We start from the raw sequence: 16,347 nt of genomic DNA, 5'->3' as shown, positions 1-16,347 counted from the left end.
GGGGGCTGGTCGCGCAGTTCCCCGCGCCCCTTAGGGACATGCAGTTACCCGGCGAATGAAGGTTGCTGCAATCCCTTCCCTGCGCCCAGTACCACCAGCAGCGAGCCCGCCACCGGGTGTGGAGTCTCCAGTCCCACCCTCGCCGTCGTGATGTACAGGTCCGTCAAGTCCTTCCCCCCGAACACGCACGCCGTCACCCTCGGGGTCGGCAGGGTGATCACGCGGTCCAGGCTGCCCTCCGGCGTATAGCGGCGTACCGCTCCACCGTCCCACAGGGCCACCCACACGCAGCCGTCCGCGTCGACCGTGAGGCCGTCCGGGAAGCCCGCGCCGTCCTCGATCTCGGCGAAGGGGCGGCGGTTCGAAACCTTCCCCGCGTCGTGGTCGAAGACGTCGACGCGGCGGGTCGGGGAGTCGATGTAGTACATCAGGCGGCCGTCCGGGCTCCAGCCCGTGCCGTTGCTGACCGCCACGTCGTCGAGGACCGTCTCCGCCGTGCCGTCGGGTGTGAAGCGGGTCAGGGTGCCGCCGCCGGGGGCCTCGTCGTAGCGCATGGTGCCGGCCCAGAGGGAGCCGTCGGGGGCGATCGCCGCGTCGTTGGCGCGGCGGCCCGGGACCGGCTCGTGGTGGAGCCAGCGGAAGGTGTCGTCGGGGTCGAGGAGGGCGACGCCGTCGCGCAGGTTGAGGACCAGGCCGCCGTTCGCGCGTGGCTTCGCGGCGCCCACGTGCTGGTCGGTGACGCGGACCGTGCGGTGGCCGGTCGCCGGGTCGTAGGTGTGCAGGCGGGCGCCCAGGATGTCCAGCCAGAGCAGCCGGCCGGTCGCCGCGTCCCAGGTCGGGCCCTCGCCGAGGGTCGCCTCGGCGCGGACGGCGACCTCGTAGTCGTACGTCTTCGAGGTCATCCCACGCTCCGGTGGCCCAGGCGCTCGGACAGCTCGACGGCGCCCTTGGCGGCGAGCTGCTCCAGCTCCTCGCGGCGGTCCTCGCTCCAGCGGATCATCGGCACCGAGATCGACAGCGCGGCCACGACCCGGCCGGTGCGGTCGCGGACCGGGGCGGCCACGCAGGAGACGTCCGGGTTGGACTCGCGGCGCTCCACGGCGAGACCCCGCTCACGGATCTCGGCGAGGGCCTCGCGCAGAGCGGCCGGGTCGGTGATGCTGTTCGGAGTCATCGCGGTCAGGTCCGCGTTGTCCGGGATGCGGGAGCTCAGCTCCGGCTCGGGCAGCGAGGCCAGGAGCATCTTGCCGACGGAGGTGCAGTGGGCGGGCAGCCGGCGTCCCGCGGCGGACACCATGCGCACCGCGTGCGTGGAGTCGACCTTCGCGATGTAGATGACGTCGGTGCCCTCGAGGATGGCCACGTGGACGGTCTCGTCGCAGGTCTCGGCGACCGAGCGGGCGACCTGCTGGCCCTCGGCGGCGAGGTCGAGCTGCTCGGCGTAGCGGCTGCCGAGCTGGTACGGACGCACGCCGAGCCGGTAGCGTCCCGGCTGACCCGGTACCGGGACGATGTACGACCGTGCGGCGAGCGTGGTGACCAGCTCGTGCACGGTGGTGCGCGGCAGCTGGAGCTTGCGCACTATGTCCGGGGCGGAGAGCGTGCCGTCGCCGTCGAGGAAGAGCTCGAGGATGTCGAGAGCCCGGGTCACGGCAGGTACGAGACGTCCCACGTTCGGCCCCCTCCCTGTGAGGTGTCTGTGGAGTTCGGCGCCTGTCGAGCATCGTTCACGTTGTTCGAGATTTCAACAGGCGATCGGAATAACGAACACAGGCTAACGGGTTTCCTGTGGGATCGACAGTGGTCTGCGGTCCGCTCAGATCGCACGCGGGCACGCGATTCGAATGCGTGACCTTTTCACAGGAGTGTCGTTGATCGGATGACAGCATCGCGAGCGGACAAGGGGGCGCGGGTGAGCCGAAGGCTGCCGCTCGGCGAAGGCGAGATCTCGCGTACCGCCTGCGCCCCTGGCTTGTTGCGCACCGCAGTTGACGAGGAGACCGACGGGCCTCTGTCCGCTTCTGCCCTGACGAAGCGAGTCGGCTGGGCCGCCTGCCTGATATCCGGTATGGCTGATGAGCTGACCACCGGACACTGGAACACCGCCGACATCGACGTACTGGCCTCCGGCGAGGACGCGGGCAGCAGGAAGCTGCCGTCGCAGGCATGGATGGCCCTGCGCCGCCTGGGCTGGAGCGTCGCGCCGCCGGAAGGCGTCAAGGTCAATGACCGGATCGTGCGTATGGCACAGGAGCAGGCCGGACGGGCTGCGCGGTCGGTGAAGTGGCGTGCCGATCTGACCGCAGGCGTCCTCATGACGTGGCCCGCGGATCCGGCCAAGCGCACCGCAGATGAGTGGGATCAGGTTCGGGATGCGGTGCCCGGCGGCCGGTTCCTGCCGTCCGGTGTGATCCGGTCCCGGACCCGGCAGGTCAGCGCCTTCGAGCGCAGGCAGGGCCGGTTGCCGGTAGACATCTTCGAGTTGGAAAGCCCGCCCAGCACCGCCCGGATGCTGCTGCTCTCGGCGTGTGACGGACAGCAGGCCACCATTGAACGGCACGAGAGCGATCCGGGTCGAGCACTGCTGAGGCTGCAACTGCCCACCCGCCCCGACCCCCGGTCGTACAAGGACTGGACATGGGTGGCCTGCCCCATCGTGCTACCGCCAACCATCCCTGTCAGCGCGGTGCTGCACCTACCCACCCTGCGCATCCACAGCGGGCGGGTACGTGCTGATCTCGCATACACCCACCCCGTCCGCAAGACCCAGCGCACCGGTCACACGATCGCGCTCGGTGTGGACTGGGGCTTGAACACCCTTCTGTCCGCCGGGGCCGTCCAGCTGGACGGCGACAAAACCATCACTGCCCTCGGCAGCGGGGGGATGTTCCGCGCCACCGGTGTCCTCGCCAAGCAGCACCGGCTGCGCCGCCACTTCGAGCACCTACAGGCCAAGGCCGACCAGTACCAGCGGCTCATCAAGGACGACAGACAGCACGGTCTGACGACCCGGTACCAGGTCCTGCGGGACGAGATCCGCCGAGTCTGCGACAAAAGGTCGAACCTCAACGACGCTCTGGCCCGGGCCGCCGCACGCTGGGCCGTCGATCAGGCCATCGCCGCCGGAGCCACGGTGATCTACGTCGAAGACCTCCGCTCCATGGAAGCGCTCGGTATGGGCCGCGCCCACAACACCCGCATGTCCCAGACGGTGCGCGGGCAGCTCGTGAACCGGATGCGTCACCTTGCTGCCGAGGCCGGTGTCGCCGTCGTGGCCGTGCCCGCGAAGAACACATCGAGGCACTGCCCGCGGTGCCTCGTACCTCTGCGACACCGCAAAGCCCCGGACACCACCACAGCGGGCTGGAAGTGGGCCATCTGCAGTTCCTGCGGTTACCAGGGCGACCGCGACGCCGGGGCATGGCAGCGAATCGCCGCACGCGGCCTCACACACCAGACAAGAACTGTGGTGGACCGCGGCAGTGGCGCCATGATCATCCGCTCCGTCGTGGACAAGTTTGAGGCCAGGGCGGTGGTCACCCCGGCCTCCCCGGAACCCAGCCGGAAGGACCGGTCCAAGACCGGACCCACCCGGCCACGTGCCACACGCCCCGCGCCCAGGCGACGCAGGGCACCCTCCCCCACCAGGCCGCAAGGCCCGGCGGGCAAGCGTCCGGAGGGACACGCATCAACGGGCCGGACGCGGCTACCCCGCGCAGCACACCGGCACCAGAGCGTGATGACGATCAGCACACTCGCCACCGGCCGACATCGGTCACGAGGAGCAGCGCTGGGCGCGGGCTTCCACCTGCACGCCCACGCCACCCCTCCACGGTGGGAAACTCGCACGCCAGACACCACGTGGCGCACGGGATCACTGAACTGATCAGAGACGCTACTCAACGTGGGTTGATGGACGCCCGAGTCCGGCTTCATCCGCAGTGCGGACGACGCCGTGCACCGCTTCTACAAGACCGCGGTGGTTCATCAGGACGGGCCCGTCCACCGACGCACCCCCTTGCCTGCCACCTCCGATGTGACAAGGTGGCGTCACATCGATGGGGTGGGGGTAGTCGCTGTGCCTGAACTTCTCAAGGGCGGGAACACCGCGGTCGGGGCGGGGCCGCTGACCGCCGAACTGCGCTCCGCGGGCGATCCGGTCGACCTCAGCGCCCTGCTGGTCGGCGCGGACGGCAGGGTCAGGTCCGACGCCGACCTCGTCTTCTACAACCAGCCCACCGCCGAGTCCGGCGCCGTCCGCCACCTCGCCGCGGACGCCGGCGCACCCGAGCGGATCGCCGTCGACCCGGGTGCGCTGCCCGCCGACGTGGACCGGGTGGTGCTGGTCGCGAGCTGCGACCCGGACGACCTGTCGCGTACGTTCCGCACGGTCGCGGACGTCGAGGTGCGGGGTGTCCAGGACGGTGCCGATCCCGTCGTCTTCCGGCAGCCGCCCCTGGTCGACGGGGAGCGGGCCGTCCTGCTGATGGAGCTGTACCGGCGGGGCGACGGCTGGAAGCTGCGGGCCATCGGGCAGGGGTACGCGGAGGGGCTGGCGGGGCTGGCGACGGACTTCGGGATCGATGTGTCGGAGTCCGAGGAACCCGCGGAGACTCCGTCGGCGCCCGTGAAAACACCCCCGGCTCCCGCACCCGCCGCCGCTCCCACCAGCCTCGTCAAACCCCCGCTCGGCAAGGTCAGCCTCGACAAGGGCGGCCAGGTCGCGATCAGCCTGGACAAGCAGGACCGCGAGCTGGTGGTCACCGTGGCCCTGGAGTGGGACGGCGGCAGTGACCAGCGGCGGCGCCGGGGTGCCGACCTCGATCTGTACGCCCTCTTCGTGCCCGCGTCGAAGGCGCAGCGGGGCGGGTCCGAGGCGCCCGGCACGATCGTGAAGACCGGCCTCGCGAAGAAGATGCCGGAGAAGGGCGACAAGGGCCCGAAGGCCGACGTCGTCTACTACAAGAACCTCGGCTCGCTGAAGCAGGCTCCCTACATCCAGCTCGACGGCGACTCCAAGGTCCCCGGCCGCGAGACCGTCCGGATCGTCCGCCCGGACCAGCAGGGGTACGTCCTGCTGTGCGCGTACTCCGCCCTCAGCAACGGCTTCGGGTCCTTCAAGAGCTTCGGCGCGCAGGTGGTCGTGGACGACGGCCGTGGTTCGAACGTCACGGTCCCGCTCTTCGAGAACACCAAGACCCGCTACTGGGTGGCCATCGCCCTCGTCGACTTCACCTCGGCGGACGGCGCGGCGATCCACCACATCGAGGCGTACAGCGGCCGCATGACCGAGCGCCGCCCGGTCCTGCATCCGGACGGCACGATCGAGATGAACGCGGGGCCGGTGGAGTTCAAGGGACGGGACTAGGAACGGCCCGCCACACCCAGCGAGCCTCTCAGCCTCTGGGCCCGCAGGACCAGTTCCAGTTCGAAGCGGCGGTCCGGGTCGTCGATCTCGGCGCCCCAGAGTTCGCGGATCTGGCGCAGGCGGTAGCGGACCGTCTGGGGGTGGACGCCGAGCCGGGCGGCCACCTCCGGGGCGCCGCCACGGGTCTCCAGCCAGGCCAGCAGGGTTTCGGCGAGGCGGCGGCCGTGGGTGGGGCCGCAGTGGGCGAGGGGGGCCAGGCAGCGCAGGGCCAGGTCGTCGATGAGTTCCTCCGGTTGGAGGAGGACCAGGGCCTCGGTGTGTTCCGTGCAGTGGAGGACCTCGCCGGCCGGCAGCAGTCCGCGTTCCATCAGGGTCACCGCCGCCTCCGCCCAGCGCAGCGACTTCGCCGCGTCGGCGAGCGGGACGGGCGGTCCGATGGCGCCGGCCCAGCCGGTCAGGGCACGGTGCAGGAGTTCGGGGCGTCCGGCGCAGTCGGGTTCGGGGACGACCATGCGGGGCTGCTCGTACTCCATGTCGAGCAGGACGCCCTGGCCGACCGCGGGTGCCATGGCCTCGCGGGCCGGGCGCAGCAGGACGCCGACGGCGACCTTCTCGGGGAGGGTCCAGCCGATCCGGGCGGCGCGTTCGGTGAGCAGGTCGTCGGGGTTGCCGCCGCGGGGGCGTTCGGCCAACAGGAGTTCCATCAGACCGCGTTGGAGGCGTAAGCGCTCGCCGGCCTGGCGGGCCGCCGCTTCCGCGTAGCCGCGGACCGACTGGTCGACGAGGCCGTCGAGATACTCGTAGCCCGCGTCGACGAGTTCGTACATCGCGGGTGGCGGGATCTCGACGCGCTGGCCGATCTCGGCGAAGCGGCGCCAGGCGAGCCGTACGCCCATGCGGTAGATCGCCTGGAGGGAGTCCAGGCTGCGGCCGCCGAGGCCCTCGCCGCGGCCGAACTCCTGGAAGACGCCGGGCGGCACGGTGGGGCGGCCCTCGGCGGTCTCCAGGTGCTGGACGAAGACCTCGATGGCGCGGCGGATGCCGACGAGGGCCATCGGCTCGCCGGACTCGTCGAGAACGACGGGCAGATGCGGGTACTCGCGGCGGATCTCGCGCAGGATCTCGTCGGCGAGTTCGGGCGCCTCGGCCATGGCGATCGCGGCGAACCGGCGCACCTGGAGGCGGGGTACGTCGAGCCAGGCCGAGCGGGAGTTGACGGTTGCCGGGCGGGCCGTCACGTCTCAACTCCCCTGGCCCGCTTGCTCGTACGTGATCAAGGGGGTGTTGGGCTGGTCGGGCGTGGCGTCGAGCAGGGCGACGATGCCGAGCGCGGCACCCACGGCGAGCACGGCGGCGGCCGCGACGGTCAAAGCGGCGGCGAGCAGTCTGGACATCGCAGGGTCAGCCTCTCAGTGGCTCTCTTCCGGCGGTTGTCCCCACCCCGGCGTCCCACCCTGTCGGTCCGCCCCAGTGTCGACATGAGATTGACACCTCGTCAAGACGGCTCTACGGTTCCCGGCCCATAGAGCGGCCCGAACTCCGTACCCTCACGCCCCTGGAGTGCCCGGATGCGCCGTACAGCCTCACCGATCTCACTGATTCTGCTGGGACTCGGCACGTTCCTGCTGGTCCTGGCGCCCCTGCTGGCGTGGTACGTGACCCCGCGGGCCGCCGTGAACCCGATCGACATCGACCAGACCGCCGTCTACAAGGGCACCGGCAGCGTCTTCGACACCGACAAGGTCGAGACCGTGCCCGACCAGGAGATCACCGTCACCCAGCGGGTGCGCGGCAACGTCGAGGACAGCGAGCGCAGCGGCGACGCCGTCTGGGACGTGACGACCACGGTCGACACCGACAAGTCGCTGCCGGCCGCCGATCCGCACGACGCGCTGGAGTTCATCCCGCACCGTTGGGTGATGAACCGCAAGACGACCAAGCCGGTGCACTGCTGCGGCGAGAAGCCGTACATCGAGGGCGAGGCGTACCTGAAGTTCCCCTTCGACGTGCAGAAACGCTCGTACCAGTGGTGGGACAACTCCCTCGGTTCGACCGTCGTGTTGACCTACCGGGACACCAAGAAGATCCAGGGGTACACGGGCTACCGGTTCACCGGCACGGTCGCCCCGGCGAAGGTCGGCACCCGGCTGGTGCCGGGCACGATCGTCGGCCTGAAGAACCAGCCGCAGGTGCTGGCCGAGGAGTGGTACTCCAACCACGGCATCGAGCTGGTCGTCGACCAGCGCACCGGCCGGGTGATCTACGCCCAGGTCGGCCCCAAGCGCACACTGCGGGCGCCGGGTGCGAAGAAGGACGCGGTGGTGCTGCTGGACAGCGAGAAGATCGCGTTCACCACGGCGACGCAGAAGGACGCCGTGAAGCAGGCCAAGCGGGACAGCGGGCAGCTGAAGGCGATCGGCGTGACGGTGCCGATCGGGGCGGCTGTGGGCGGGTTCGTCCTGGTGGTGGCCGGTTCCGTTTTGTTGGTACGAGGGAGGCGGCATCCCGGTAATTCCGATATACCCGATCCCGCGCTCACGATGTGACGTGACGTCAGCTCTAATAAGCCCGGAAATTGTCATCCCCGTGAGTAGCAATGAGGAACGGGTGGGCGAAAACTGTCCACCCCCACCCGAGCACAGTCCGCCCACAATCCCCTCGTAGGAAGCACTCAAATCCCCCACAGGAACGTAAAGCACCGCCCCACGCTTCAAGTTCCGCACCCTGAGACGAGTTGGAGCACGCATGCCCCAGCACGTGCCTTCGTCGCTGCGCGCCACGCACCCCCCGGCATCGCAGCACCCCTCGGCGCTCCCCCCACCTCCGCGCCGAATCGTTTTCCTCGCCCATCGTGACCTGGGCAACCCGGCCGCCGGGGGCTCCGAGCTCCTGGTCGACCGGCTCGCCGACGGCCTCACCCGTCTCGGCCACCAGGTCACCCTGCTGTGCGGCGGTCCCGCGTCGTACCGCGACTACCGGGTCGTCTCCGCGGGCGGCGAGCTCGGACACTTTCTGCGCGCCCGCTCCGCCTTCTCCCGTCAGGTCGGCGACTGCGATCTGCTGGTCGAGGTCTGCAACGGGATGCCGTACTTCGCGCCCGTCTGGCACCGCGGTCCCACGCTGTGCCTGGTCAACCACGTCCACACCGACCTGTGGAAGATGCGGTTCGGCGGGCCTATGGCCCCGGCCGCGCGGCTCGGCCGAAGACTCGAACACTGGGCGCTTACCGGTGCACAGCACCGGAGTCTGCTGGTGGCCGTGTCGCCGTCCACCGCGCAGGCGCTCCGCGGGATCGGTGTGGAGCGTGATCGTATTCGTGTCGTCCACAACGGGGTTGAGGAGCCGGGGCCGCGGGCCGACCGGTCGCCGGAGCCGTTGTTCGTCGCCGTCGGCCGGCTGGTCGAGTACAAGCGGATCGATCTGCTGTTGCGGCTGTGGGAACGGGTGCGTCCCGTGACCGGCGGGCGGCTTGTCATCGTCGGGGACGGTCCTGAACGGGAGCGGCTGGAGCAACTCGCAGGTCCTGGAGTGGAGTTCAGGGGCCATGTATCCGAGGCCGAGAAGCACCGGCTGCTGTGCGAGGCGTGGATGTTGATGCATCCGTCGGCGGTGGAAGGGTGGGGGCTGGTCGTCACCGAGGCCGCCACCCGCGAGACGCCGACGATCGCCTTCGACGTGCCTGGACTTCGGGATTCCGTCGTGGACGGGGAGACGGGTGTGTTGGCACGAGGGGAGTCTTCCTTCGCTGCCGCCTGGTGCACGCTCGCGTTGTCCGGCGAACGGCGGGAGTTGATGGGCAAGGCTGCCCGGGAGCACGCGGCGCGCTATCGCTGGGACCGGACCGTCAGACAGTTCCGCGCGGTGGCCTCCGAGGCGGTGAGGAGCTGGGCGCCATGACAGGCACCGCTCTCAAAGACCCTTCGTTGCGTAGATCCCTTGCCCTGTTCCGCGCCTTCCTCCATGAGCAGGACGATCCCGACGCCTGCTACTCGCTCCTCGCCCGCGACTCCGTCGATCAGGTCGAGGCCTACGACGGGCCCGTCGCCGGTCGTACCGTCGTCGACGTCGGTGGTGGCAGCGGTTGCTTCACCGAGGAGTTCCGGCGGCGCGGTGCCCACGCCTACCTCTTCGAACCCGACGTGACGGAACTCGGCGCCAAGCCGCCCGACGGGGCCGTGATCGCCGACGGGTATCTGTTGCCGTTGTACGACGGGGTCGCGGACGTCACCTTCTCCTCCAACGTGCTTGAGCATGTCGCCGATCCGCAGACCTTCGTCAGTGAGCTGGTGCGGGTGACGCGGCCCGGTGGGCTGATCTATCTGTCGTTCACCAACTGGCTGTCCCCGTGGGGCGGCCACGAGTGGGCGCCCTGGCACTATCTGGGCGCCGAGCGGGCGCGGGCCCGTTATCGGCGCCGTACCGGCAGGGCCGCGAAGCACACCCTCGGCGAGAACCTGTTCGCCGTGCACATCGGCCCCACCCTGCGGCAGGTGCGCGCCCGTGACGACGTACGGGTCGTCTCGGCGCGCTCCCGCTACTGGCCGTTCCTCGCCGAGACCGTGGTGAAGGCGCCCGGTATCCGCGAGGTGGCCACCTGGAACCTCCTCCTCATCCTCCGGCGGTGTCCACCATGACGACGTCCACGGTCCAGGCCCCTCCTCCGGCCGCCGTCCCCTCCACCGCGCGCATGTCGGGCCCGCCGGAGGGCCCGCGGTCACGTCGGTGGCTGGTGGGGTTCTGGGCCGTGGTGTTCGTGCTGCTGCTGGCGGTGCATCCGGGGCGGCAGACCTTCGACACCAAGCTGGGTGTGACGGTCGACCCGGGGCGGTTCTTCGACGATCTCGGGCAGCTGTGGCAGGACCAGGGGTCCTTCGGCGGGATCTCCGACCAGTACACCGGCTATCTGTGGCCGATGCTGCCGTTCTACTGGCTGGCCGACGCCGTACGGCTGCCGGTGTGGCTGGCGGAGCGGCTGTGGCTGTCGCTCATCGTGTCGGTCGCCTTCTGGGGCGCGCTGCGGCTCGCGGAGCGGCTGCGGATCGGGAGCCCGTCCTCCCGGCTGCTCGCCGCTCTCGCGTATGCGCTCTGGCCGGTCTTCACCATCGTCATCGGGTCGACGTCCGCCGCCGCGCTGCCCGGCGCCTTCCTGCCGTGGGTGCTGCTGCCGTTGACGGACGAGCGGTACAGCGCGCGGGTCGCCGCCGTGCGCTCGGCGCTGCTCATCCCGTTCATGGGCGGCGTGAACGCGGCCGCCACCCTCGCCTCCCTGCTGCCGGTGGGCCTGTATCTCCTCACCCGGCCCTCCGGGCCCCGGCAGAGAAAGCTGCTCGCCTGGTGGATCCCCGGCGTGATCCTGGCGACCGCCTGGTGGTGGATCCCGCTGCTGCTGCTCGGCGTCTACGGGGAGAACTTCCTGCCGTACGTCGAGAGCGCGCAGACCACCACCGAGACCATGTCGGCGACGGAGGCGCTGCGCGGCGGCGGTAACTGGGTCGCCTATCTGCACTTCGGTGAGGCGTGGCTGCCGGCCGGGTGGACGGTGGCGTCGTCGGTGATCGTGATCGTGTGCTCGGCGCTGGCCGCCGGGCTCGGGCTCGCGGGCCTCGCGCGCCGGGACCTGCCGGAGCGGCGCTGGCTGACGCTGACGGTGATCGTGGCCGCGCTGATCCTGCTCGCCGGGTACGGCGGCGGGTTCGGGGCGCCCTTCCACGGGGTCGTGCAGGACTGGCTGAACGGGGGGCTCGCGCCGTTCCGGAACATCTACAAGTTCCAGACGGGGCTGGCGCTGGCCCTGGTGCTGGGGCTCGCCCATCTCGTCGGGGTCGCCGCCGAGACGCGCGGGGCGCGGCCGGTACGGGGGCGGCGGTTCGCTCCGCTGGTCGCGGCCGTGCTGATCCTGCCGGGGCTGATGTGGCCGTACCTCAACGGGTCGATCCTGAACCCGGGGTCCTTCCAGGAGATCCCCAAGTACTGGAAATCTACGGCCACTTGGCTGGAGAAGTTCTCACCCGACTCCCGTGCGCTCGTCGTCCCGGCGACCGCGCACGGCATCTACACCTGGGGCTCGACCATCGACCAGCCCCTGGACGTGGTCGCCAAGTCCCGCTGGGCGCAACGCGATTACGTCCCCTTCGGCACGGCCGGCAACCGACGTGCCATGGACGCCGTGGAGGACGCCCTGACGAGCGGCGGCGAGGTCCCCGGGCTCGCCGACTTCCTGGCCCGCTCCGGCATCCGGTACGTCGTCGTCCGCAACGACCTCGACCCCGACCAGATCGGCTATGTGCCGACGACCGTCGTCAAGCGGACGCTGGAGCAGTCCGGGTACAAGCGGGTCATCGGCTACGGGCCGATCATGACCGGCGGCCGGATCGTGCACGACGCGCCGCTCGCGGTGGAGGGACTGTACCCGAGGCAGCGGGCGGTGGAGATCTACATGCCGCCCGACGGCACCCCGAACCCCGGGCACGCCGGACTGCTGCCGGTCGCGGACACCGCCACCGTCTCCGGCGGCCCCGAGTCGCTGCTGCCGCTGGCCTCCGAACTGCGCGGCCGGGCGACGGTCCTGACCGGCGACAACCACCCCGGGCTCGGCACTCCGCAGCTCCAGATCACCGGTGACGGACTGCGCCGCGCCGACACCCGGTTCGGGCTGGTCAACTCCAACACGTCGTACACGTACACCAGTGACGAGCGCAATGCGCCGGACGCCTCCGAGGACGCCGGGGAGAAACCGCACCAGATCCTGCCGGCCAAGGGCCTCGACCACCAGACGGTCGCCCAACTGCGCGGCGCGAGCTCGGTGACGGCGTCGTCGTACGGCAACTGGCTGTTCCACCTTCCGCAGTTCGACCCCGTCAACGCCTTCGACGGCAACCCCGACACCGCGTGGGTGGAGGGCTCGCTGGGCTCGGCGGACGGGCAGTGGCTGCGGATCGGGTTCACGGGCGACGCGTACGACATGCCGTCGTCGTTCAAGGTGACGCCGCTGCCGCAGGAGAGCGTGCGCGCGGCGCCGACCAAGGTGCGGGTGGAGACCGAGAACGGCTCGCGGACCAGTTTCCTGCGCCCCGACGGCATGACGCAGAGCGTCAAGGCGCCGCCAGGGCCGACGAGTTGGATGAAGCTGACCATCCTCGACTCGGTGGAACGCCGCTCCGGACTGCTGGGTGCGGGCTTCTCCGAGATCGATCTGCCGGACGTCCAGGTGACCCGGCTCCTTCGGCTGCCCACGGACGCCGACGACACCGACGCGGGCGCCGAACTCATCTCCCTGCACCGCGCGGCCGACGGCACGGAGGCCGGCCTGCACCGCCGCTTCTCGACGGCCACGGCGGGGACGTACGCGGTGAAGGCGAGCGCGACCACCGTGCCGGGCGCGGAGCTCGACAAGCTGCTGTACGAGGTCGCCCCCGACCAGGACAACCGCATCGTCGCCACCGCCGACTCCACCTCCGCCCTCGGCACCGGCCTGTCGGCCCGCAACCTCACCGACGGCGACCTGACCACGGCGTGGATCGCGGGCGACCGCCCCACCATCCACCTCAGCTGGGACGGAAAACAGCCGGTCAGCGAGCTGGTCCTGGCCCCCGCCGGGGGCCTCGCGACCCGCCCCACCCAGGTCTCCATCAGCTCCCCCGACGGTTCCACGACCGCCGGTGTCGACGAGAACGGCTGGGTCCGCTTCCCGGCCATCACCACCGACCGCCTCGACATCACCATCACCGACACGGCCCCGGTCACCCTCTACAACCCGGTCGTCGACGAGAACCTGCGCCTCCCGGTGGGCCTGACCGAGGCCTACATCCCGTCCCTCGACCAGTACCGCACGCCCCAGCCCCGCGACACCCGGAAGTTCTCCCTGCCGTGCGGCGAGGGACCCGTGGTCTCGGTGGACGGCGAGCTGTACCGGACGAGCGTGAAGGGCACGATCGCGGACCTGCGGGAGCGGCGCCCGGTGTCTGTGACACTGTGTCAGGAGGGTCGCTCCGACCCGGAGTTGGAGCTGACCGCCGGTGCCCACCGAGTCGAGGGCGGCGACGCCGGACCCCTGACCCTCACCGACCTGACCCTGACCCGCGGCACGGTCACCGAGCCCACCCCGGCGGGCCGGGACCTGAAGATACGGGACTGGCTCGGCGACCGCCGCGAGGTGACGGTCGGCTCGGGCGCGGCCACCTATCTGACGACGTACGAGAACTACAACGACGGCTGGAAGGCCACGCTGAACGGCAAGGAACTGTCGTCGGTACGGCTCGACGGCTGGCAGCAGGGCTGGCGCGTACCGGCCGGGGCGGGCGGCACGGTCAAGCTGTCGTACGAACCGGCGGTGACCTACGACGGCGCCCTCATCGGCAGTGGTGTGGCGCTGCTGCTCCTGCTGGGCCTCGCCCTGTGGCGGCGGCGCGCCCCCAACCCCGACGAACCGCAGCCGGTGGCGCCGCCGCCGGGGCTGTGGCTGGGGACGGTCGCGCTGACGCTGGTGGGCGTGGTGATCGCCGGCTGGTTCGCCCTGCTGATCCCGGTGCTGGCGCTGCTCGCGTATCGCCGCCACTCCTGGCTCGTCCCGATCGCGTTCGTGGCCCTCGCGGGGGCGGGGATCGCGGCGGCGACGGGAGCGGGTGAGCCGGTGGCGACGGGCGAGGGGGCGTTCAGCCGGGCCGCCCAACTGCTGGCGCTGATCGGGCTGTTCGCGGCGGTGGTGAGCGTGCGCGAACCGGACGAGGACGGGGGTGCGGGCGAGTCGGAGGCACCGACGCAGGTCCTGCCCAGGGTCGAAGGGGGAGAGAAGGCGTGAGCGTGAGGACCATTCCGTTCCCGGTCGTGGACGAGGTCGCCCGGCACTGCCTCCAGGAGGAGGAACCGGAGACCGTCCACATCGAGGTCCACCTCCCGGGCCGCCTGGACCCGGCGGGCCTGCGCAAGGCGTTCCACGAGGCCCTGCTGCGCCACCCGCGCATCCTGATGCGGGAGGCGCGGGGGCCGTGGTACCGCCGCCGCTACGAGTGGGAACTGACCGATCGCCCGGACGTGGAGGTGGTGACGTTCCCGACGCCGGGGAGGGACGCACTGCGGGACGCACGAACGCGCGCCCTGACGACGGCTCCGCCGCTGACGGATTCACCGCCGGTGCGGTTGGAGGTGGTGGAGGGGGCGGGCCGGGCGGAGGGCAGCGAGGCAACAGACGCGGTCGGCGCCACCGGCTCCCCCGCCGCAGCTACCGGCTCTCCTGGCGCAGCTGCGGGCAGTCGTGCCGCTGGGGCGGCACGGGTGGGCGCAGCGGCACCCCGCCAGCGCGGGCAAGCGAATCCCACCCCCGCCCAGCAACAAGGCACGGTCCTGTTCCTCACCATCAACCACACCGCCCTGGACGGCCCAGCCTGCCTCCGCGTACTAGCAACCGCGGCCGAAATCTACGGCGGCAAGGACAACTCCCCCACCGCACCCCCCACCCGCACCACCGAACCTCAACCCGCCCCCACCGACACCCCCTCCAACTGGTCACCCCCCGCCCGAGTAGCCCCCGGCACCCCCGAACCCTCCCCCGGCAACGGCATGCTCGTCACCGAACTCCCCCTCCCCCACCGCCCCAAGGGCGCCCCCTACACCGTCAACGACCAGCTCATGGTCACCACGGCCCTGACGATCGCCCACTGGAACAGGGAGCACGGCACGCACCCCCGCCCACTCCGCATCACAATGCCCGTGGACGACCGCCCCCGGGACCTCACCATGCCCATCGGCAACGGCACCCGCCTGGTAGAAGTCCCCTTCGCCCCGAGCGAGTTGACGACCTCCGACATCCAGGGCCTCCTCACCCGCACAGCCACCCGCACCCGAGCCCTGAAGTCCCTCCCCCGCCCCCAACTCGGACACGGCGCCACCCTCCTCACCGCCCCGGTCACCCCCGTGGCATGGCGGGCGGCGCTCACCCGTGGCCTGCGCAGGGCCGCCGCCCCCTGGACGTCCACAACGCTCCTCAGCAACATCGGCCGCATCCCGTACCCCCTGGACTTCGGCGAGGACGCGGGCCGCGCGCACGCGGTGTGGTTCTCGGCGCCGGCCAGGATGCCGCGCGGCCTGACCGTCACGACCGCGTCCACGGCCGGCCGGCTGCACCTCGCCCTGCGCTGGTCACGGTCCCTGCTCAGCCACGGCGACGGCGCCCATCTGCGCGACCTGTTCGAGCACTACTTGCACACCACGGACGTGGAGCAGTCATGACCACCGCCCAGACCGACCGGGCCGCCGCCAAGCCCCGTGAACTGCGCGATTTCTACGAGAACCCGGCCGTCCCGGTCGCCTCCGGCACTCCCCGCAGCCTCCGCCAGGCCCGCATGCTGGCGACGGCACTCCAGACGCGCCCCGCGCAGACGATCCTGGACATCGGCTGCGGCGACGGAACCGCCGCGGCCACCGCCGCGCCTCTCCTCCCCGGTCACCACCTCGTCGGCGTCGACTGGTCCCAGGACGCCCTGCGCCGTGCCCGCACCCGGATCCCGTACGCGGTGCGCGGTGAACTCACCGGCGGCGGGCTGCCGTTCGGGACCGGCTCGGTCGACGCCGTGCTGTTCAGCGAGGTCATCGAGCATCTCGTCGACCCGGACGCGGCGATGGACGAGATCCGGCGGGTGCTGCGCCCTGACGGTCATCTCATGCTGTCCACACCGAACTTGGCCGCCTGGTACAACCGCGCCCTGCTGCTCGCCGGGGTCCAGCCGGTGTTCTCCGAGGTCAGTCTGCGGGCGATCCACGGGCGTCCGGGGCGTGAGGTCGTGGGGCATCTGCGGCTCTACACCGCCCGCGCGCTGCGGGAGTTCGTCGCCGCGGCCGGCTTCACCGTCGTACGACTGGAAGGGGCCCCCTTCCACGGCGTACCGCGTCCGCTGCGGCCGCTGGACCGGCTGGCGTGTCGCAGACCGTCGCTCGCTTCGATCCTGTTGTTGCACGCGCGGAAGACCTAGGGGGCGTGGACCATG

The 16,347-nt window shown here is 71.0% G+C and carries 12 protein-coding genes; 8 read left to right on the top strand and 4 right to left on the bottom strand.

All coding sequences use genetic code 11. From position 1 onward, the window contains the following. Positions 1-44 precede the first annotated feature (44 nt). Entirely contained in the window at positions 45-902 is an 858-nt protein-coding gene (locus tag IQ210_RS03780) for an SMP-30/gluconolactonase/LRE family protein (RefSeq protein ID WP_194076855.1), read from the bottom strand. Continuing rightward, positions 899-1,672, bottom strand: a complete 774-nt coding sequence (locus tag IQ210_RS03775) for an IclR family transcriptional regulator (RefSeq protein ID WP_194076853.1) — start codon at positions 1,670-1,672, stop codon at positions 899-901. Before IQ210_RS03775 ends, IQ210_RS03780 begins: the two co-directional genes overlap by 4 nt. A 240-nt stretch (positions 1,673-1,912) precedes the next feature. Between IQ210_RS03775 and IQ210_RS03770 the strand changes: the two genes are divergently transcribed. Further along, positions 1,913-3,886: a zinc ribbon domain-containing protein gene (locus tag IQ210_RS03770; RefSeq protein ID WP_194076851.1), complete on the top strand. Its 1,974-nt coding sequence runs from the start codon at positions 1,913-1,915 to the stop codon at positions 3,884-3,886. A 192-nt stretch (positions 3,887-4,078) separates the two neighbouring features. After that, positions 4,079-5,368 (top strand): TerD family protein, encoded by a 1,290-nt coding sequence (locus tag IQ210_RS03765; RefSeq protein WP_256784825.1) that lies wholly within the window; start codon positions 4,079-4,081, stop codon positions 5,366-5,368. Here the strand turns inward: IQ210_RS03765 and IQ210_RS03760 are convergent. Further along, on the bottom strand, positions 5,365-6,606 hold the full coding sequence (locus tag IQ210_RS03760; RefSeq protein ID WP_194076849.1) for a helix-turn-helix domain-containing protein: 1,242 nt from the start codon (positions 6,604-6,606) through the stop codon (positions 5,365-5,367). The two genes, IQ210_RS03765 and IQ210_RS03760, sit on opposite strands and share 4 nt — an antisense overlap. 3 nt (positions 6,607-6,609) lie before the next feature. Beyond that, positions 6,610-6,762 (bottom strand): hypothetical protein, encoded by a 153-nt coding sequence (locus IQ210_RS03755; RefSeq protein ID WP_169807999.1) that lies wholly within the window; start codon positions 6,760-6,762, stop codon positions 6,610-6,612. Between the two features lie 174 nt (positions 6,763-6,936). Here IQ210_RS03755 and IQ210_RS03750 point away from each other — a divergent pair, with 174 nt between their 5' ends. The 6 genes from IQ210_RS03750 to IQ210_RS03725 all read left to right on the top strand — a co-directional run bounded on the left by IQ210_RS03750 (position 6,937) and on the right by IQ210_RS03725 (position 16,332). Further along, entirely contained in the window at positions 6,937-7,914 is a 978-nt protein-coding gene (locus tag IQ210_RS03750) for a DUF3068 domain-containing protein (RefSeq protein ID WP_194076847.1), read from the top strand. Positions 7,915-8,113: 199 nt separating this feature from the next. Beyond that, on the top strand, positions 8,114-9,265 hold the full coding sequence (locus tag IQ210_RS03745) for a glycosyltransferase family 4 protein (RefSeq protein WP_194076845.1): 1,152 nt from the start codon (positions 8,114-8,116) through the stop codon (positions 9,263-9,265). Next, on the top strand, positions 9,262-10,002 hold the full coding sequence (locus tag IQ210_RS03740; RefSeq protein ID WP_194076843.1) for a class I SAM-dependent methyltransferase: 741 nt from the start codon (positions 9,262-9,264) through the stop codon (positions 10,000-10,002). Before IQ210_RS03745 ends, IQ210_RS03740 begins: the two co-directional genes overlap by 4 nt. Beyond that, positions 9,999-14,165, top strand: coding sequence for an alpha-(1->3)-arabinofuranosyltransferase domain-containing protein (locus IQ210_RS03735; RefSeq protein ID WP_194077113.1), 4,167 nt, complete (start codon positions 9,999-10,001; stop codon positions 14,163-14,165). The genes IQ210_RS03740 and IQ210_RS03735 overlap by 4 nt, the downstream gene beginning before the upstream one ends. Further along, positions 14,162-15,592 carry a condensation protein gene (locus IQ210_RS03730; RefSeq protein ID WP_194076841.1) on the top strand — a complete coding sequence of 477 codons (1,431 nt, stop codon included), beginning with the start codon at positions 14,162-14,164 and terminating at the stop codon, positions 15,590-15,592. The genes IQ210_RS03735 and IQ210_RS03730 overlap by 4 nt, the downstream gene beginning before the upstream one ends. Continuing rightward, the gene (locus IQ210_RS03725; RefSeq protein WP_194076839.1) at positions 15,589-16,332 is read left to right on the top strand and encodes a class I SAM-dependent methyltransferase; all 744 of its coding nucleotides are present in this window, start codon (positions 15,589-15,591) and stop codon (positions 16,330-16,332) included. Before IQ210_RS03730 ends, IQ210_RS03725 begins: the two co-directional genes overlap by 4 nt. Positions 16,333-16,347 lie beyond the last annotated feature (15 nt).

The sequence above is a fragment of the Streptomyces justiciae genome (assembly GCF_015163075.1).
Taxonomy (GTDB): Bacteria; Actinomycetota; Actinomycetes; order Streptomycetales; family Streptomycetaceae; genus Streptomyces; species Streptomyces justiciae.
Note: the sequence above shows the minus strand (reverse complement) of the source record. Positions and strands in the feature narration are given on the sequence as shown.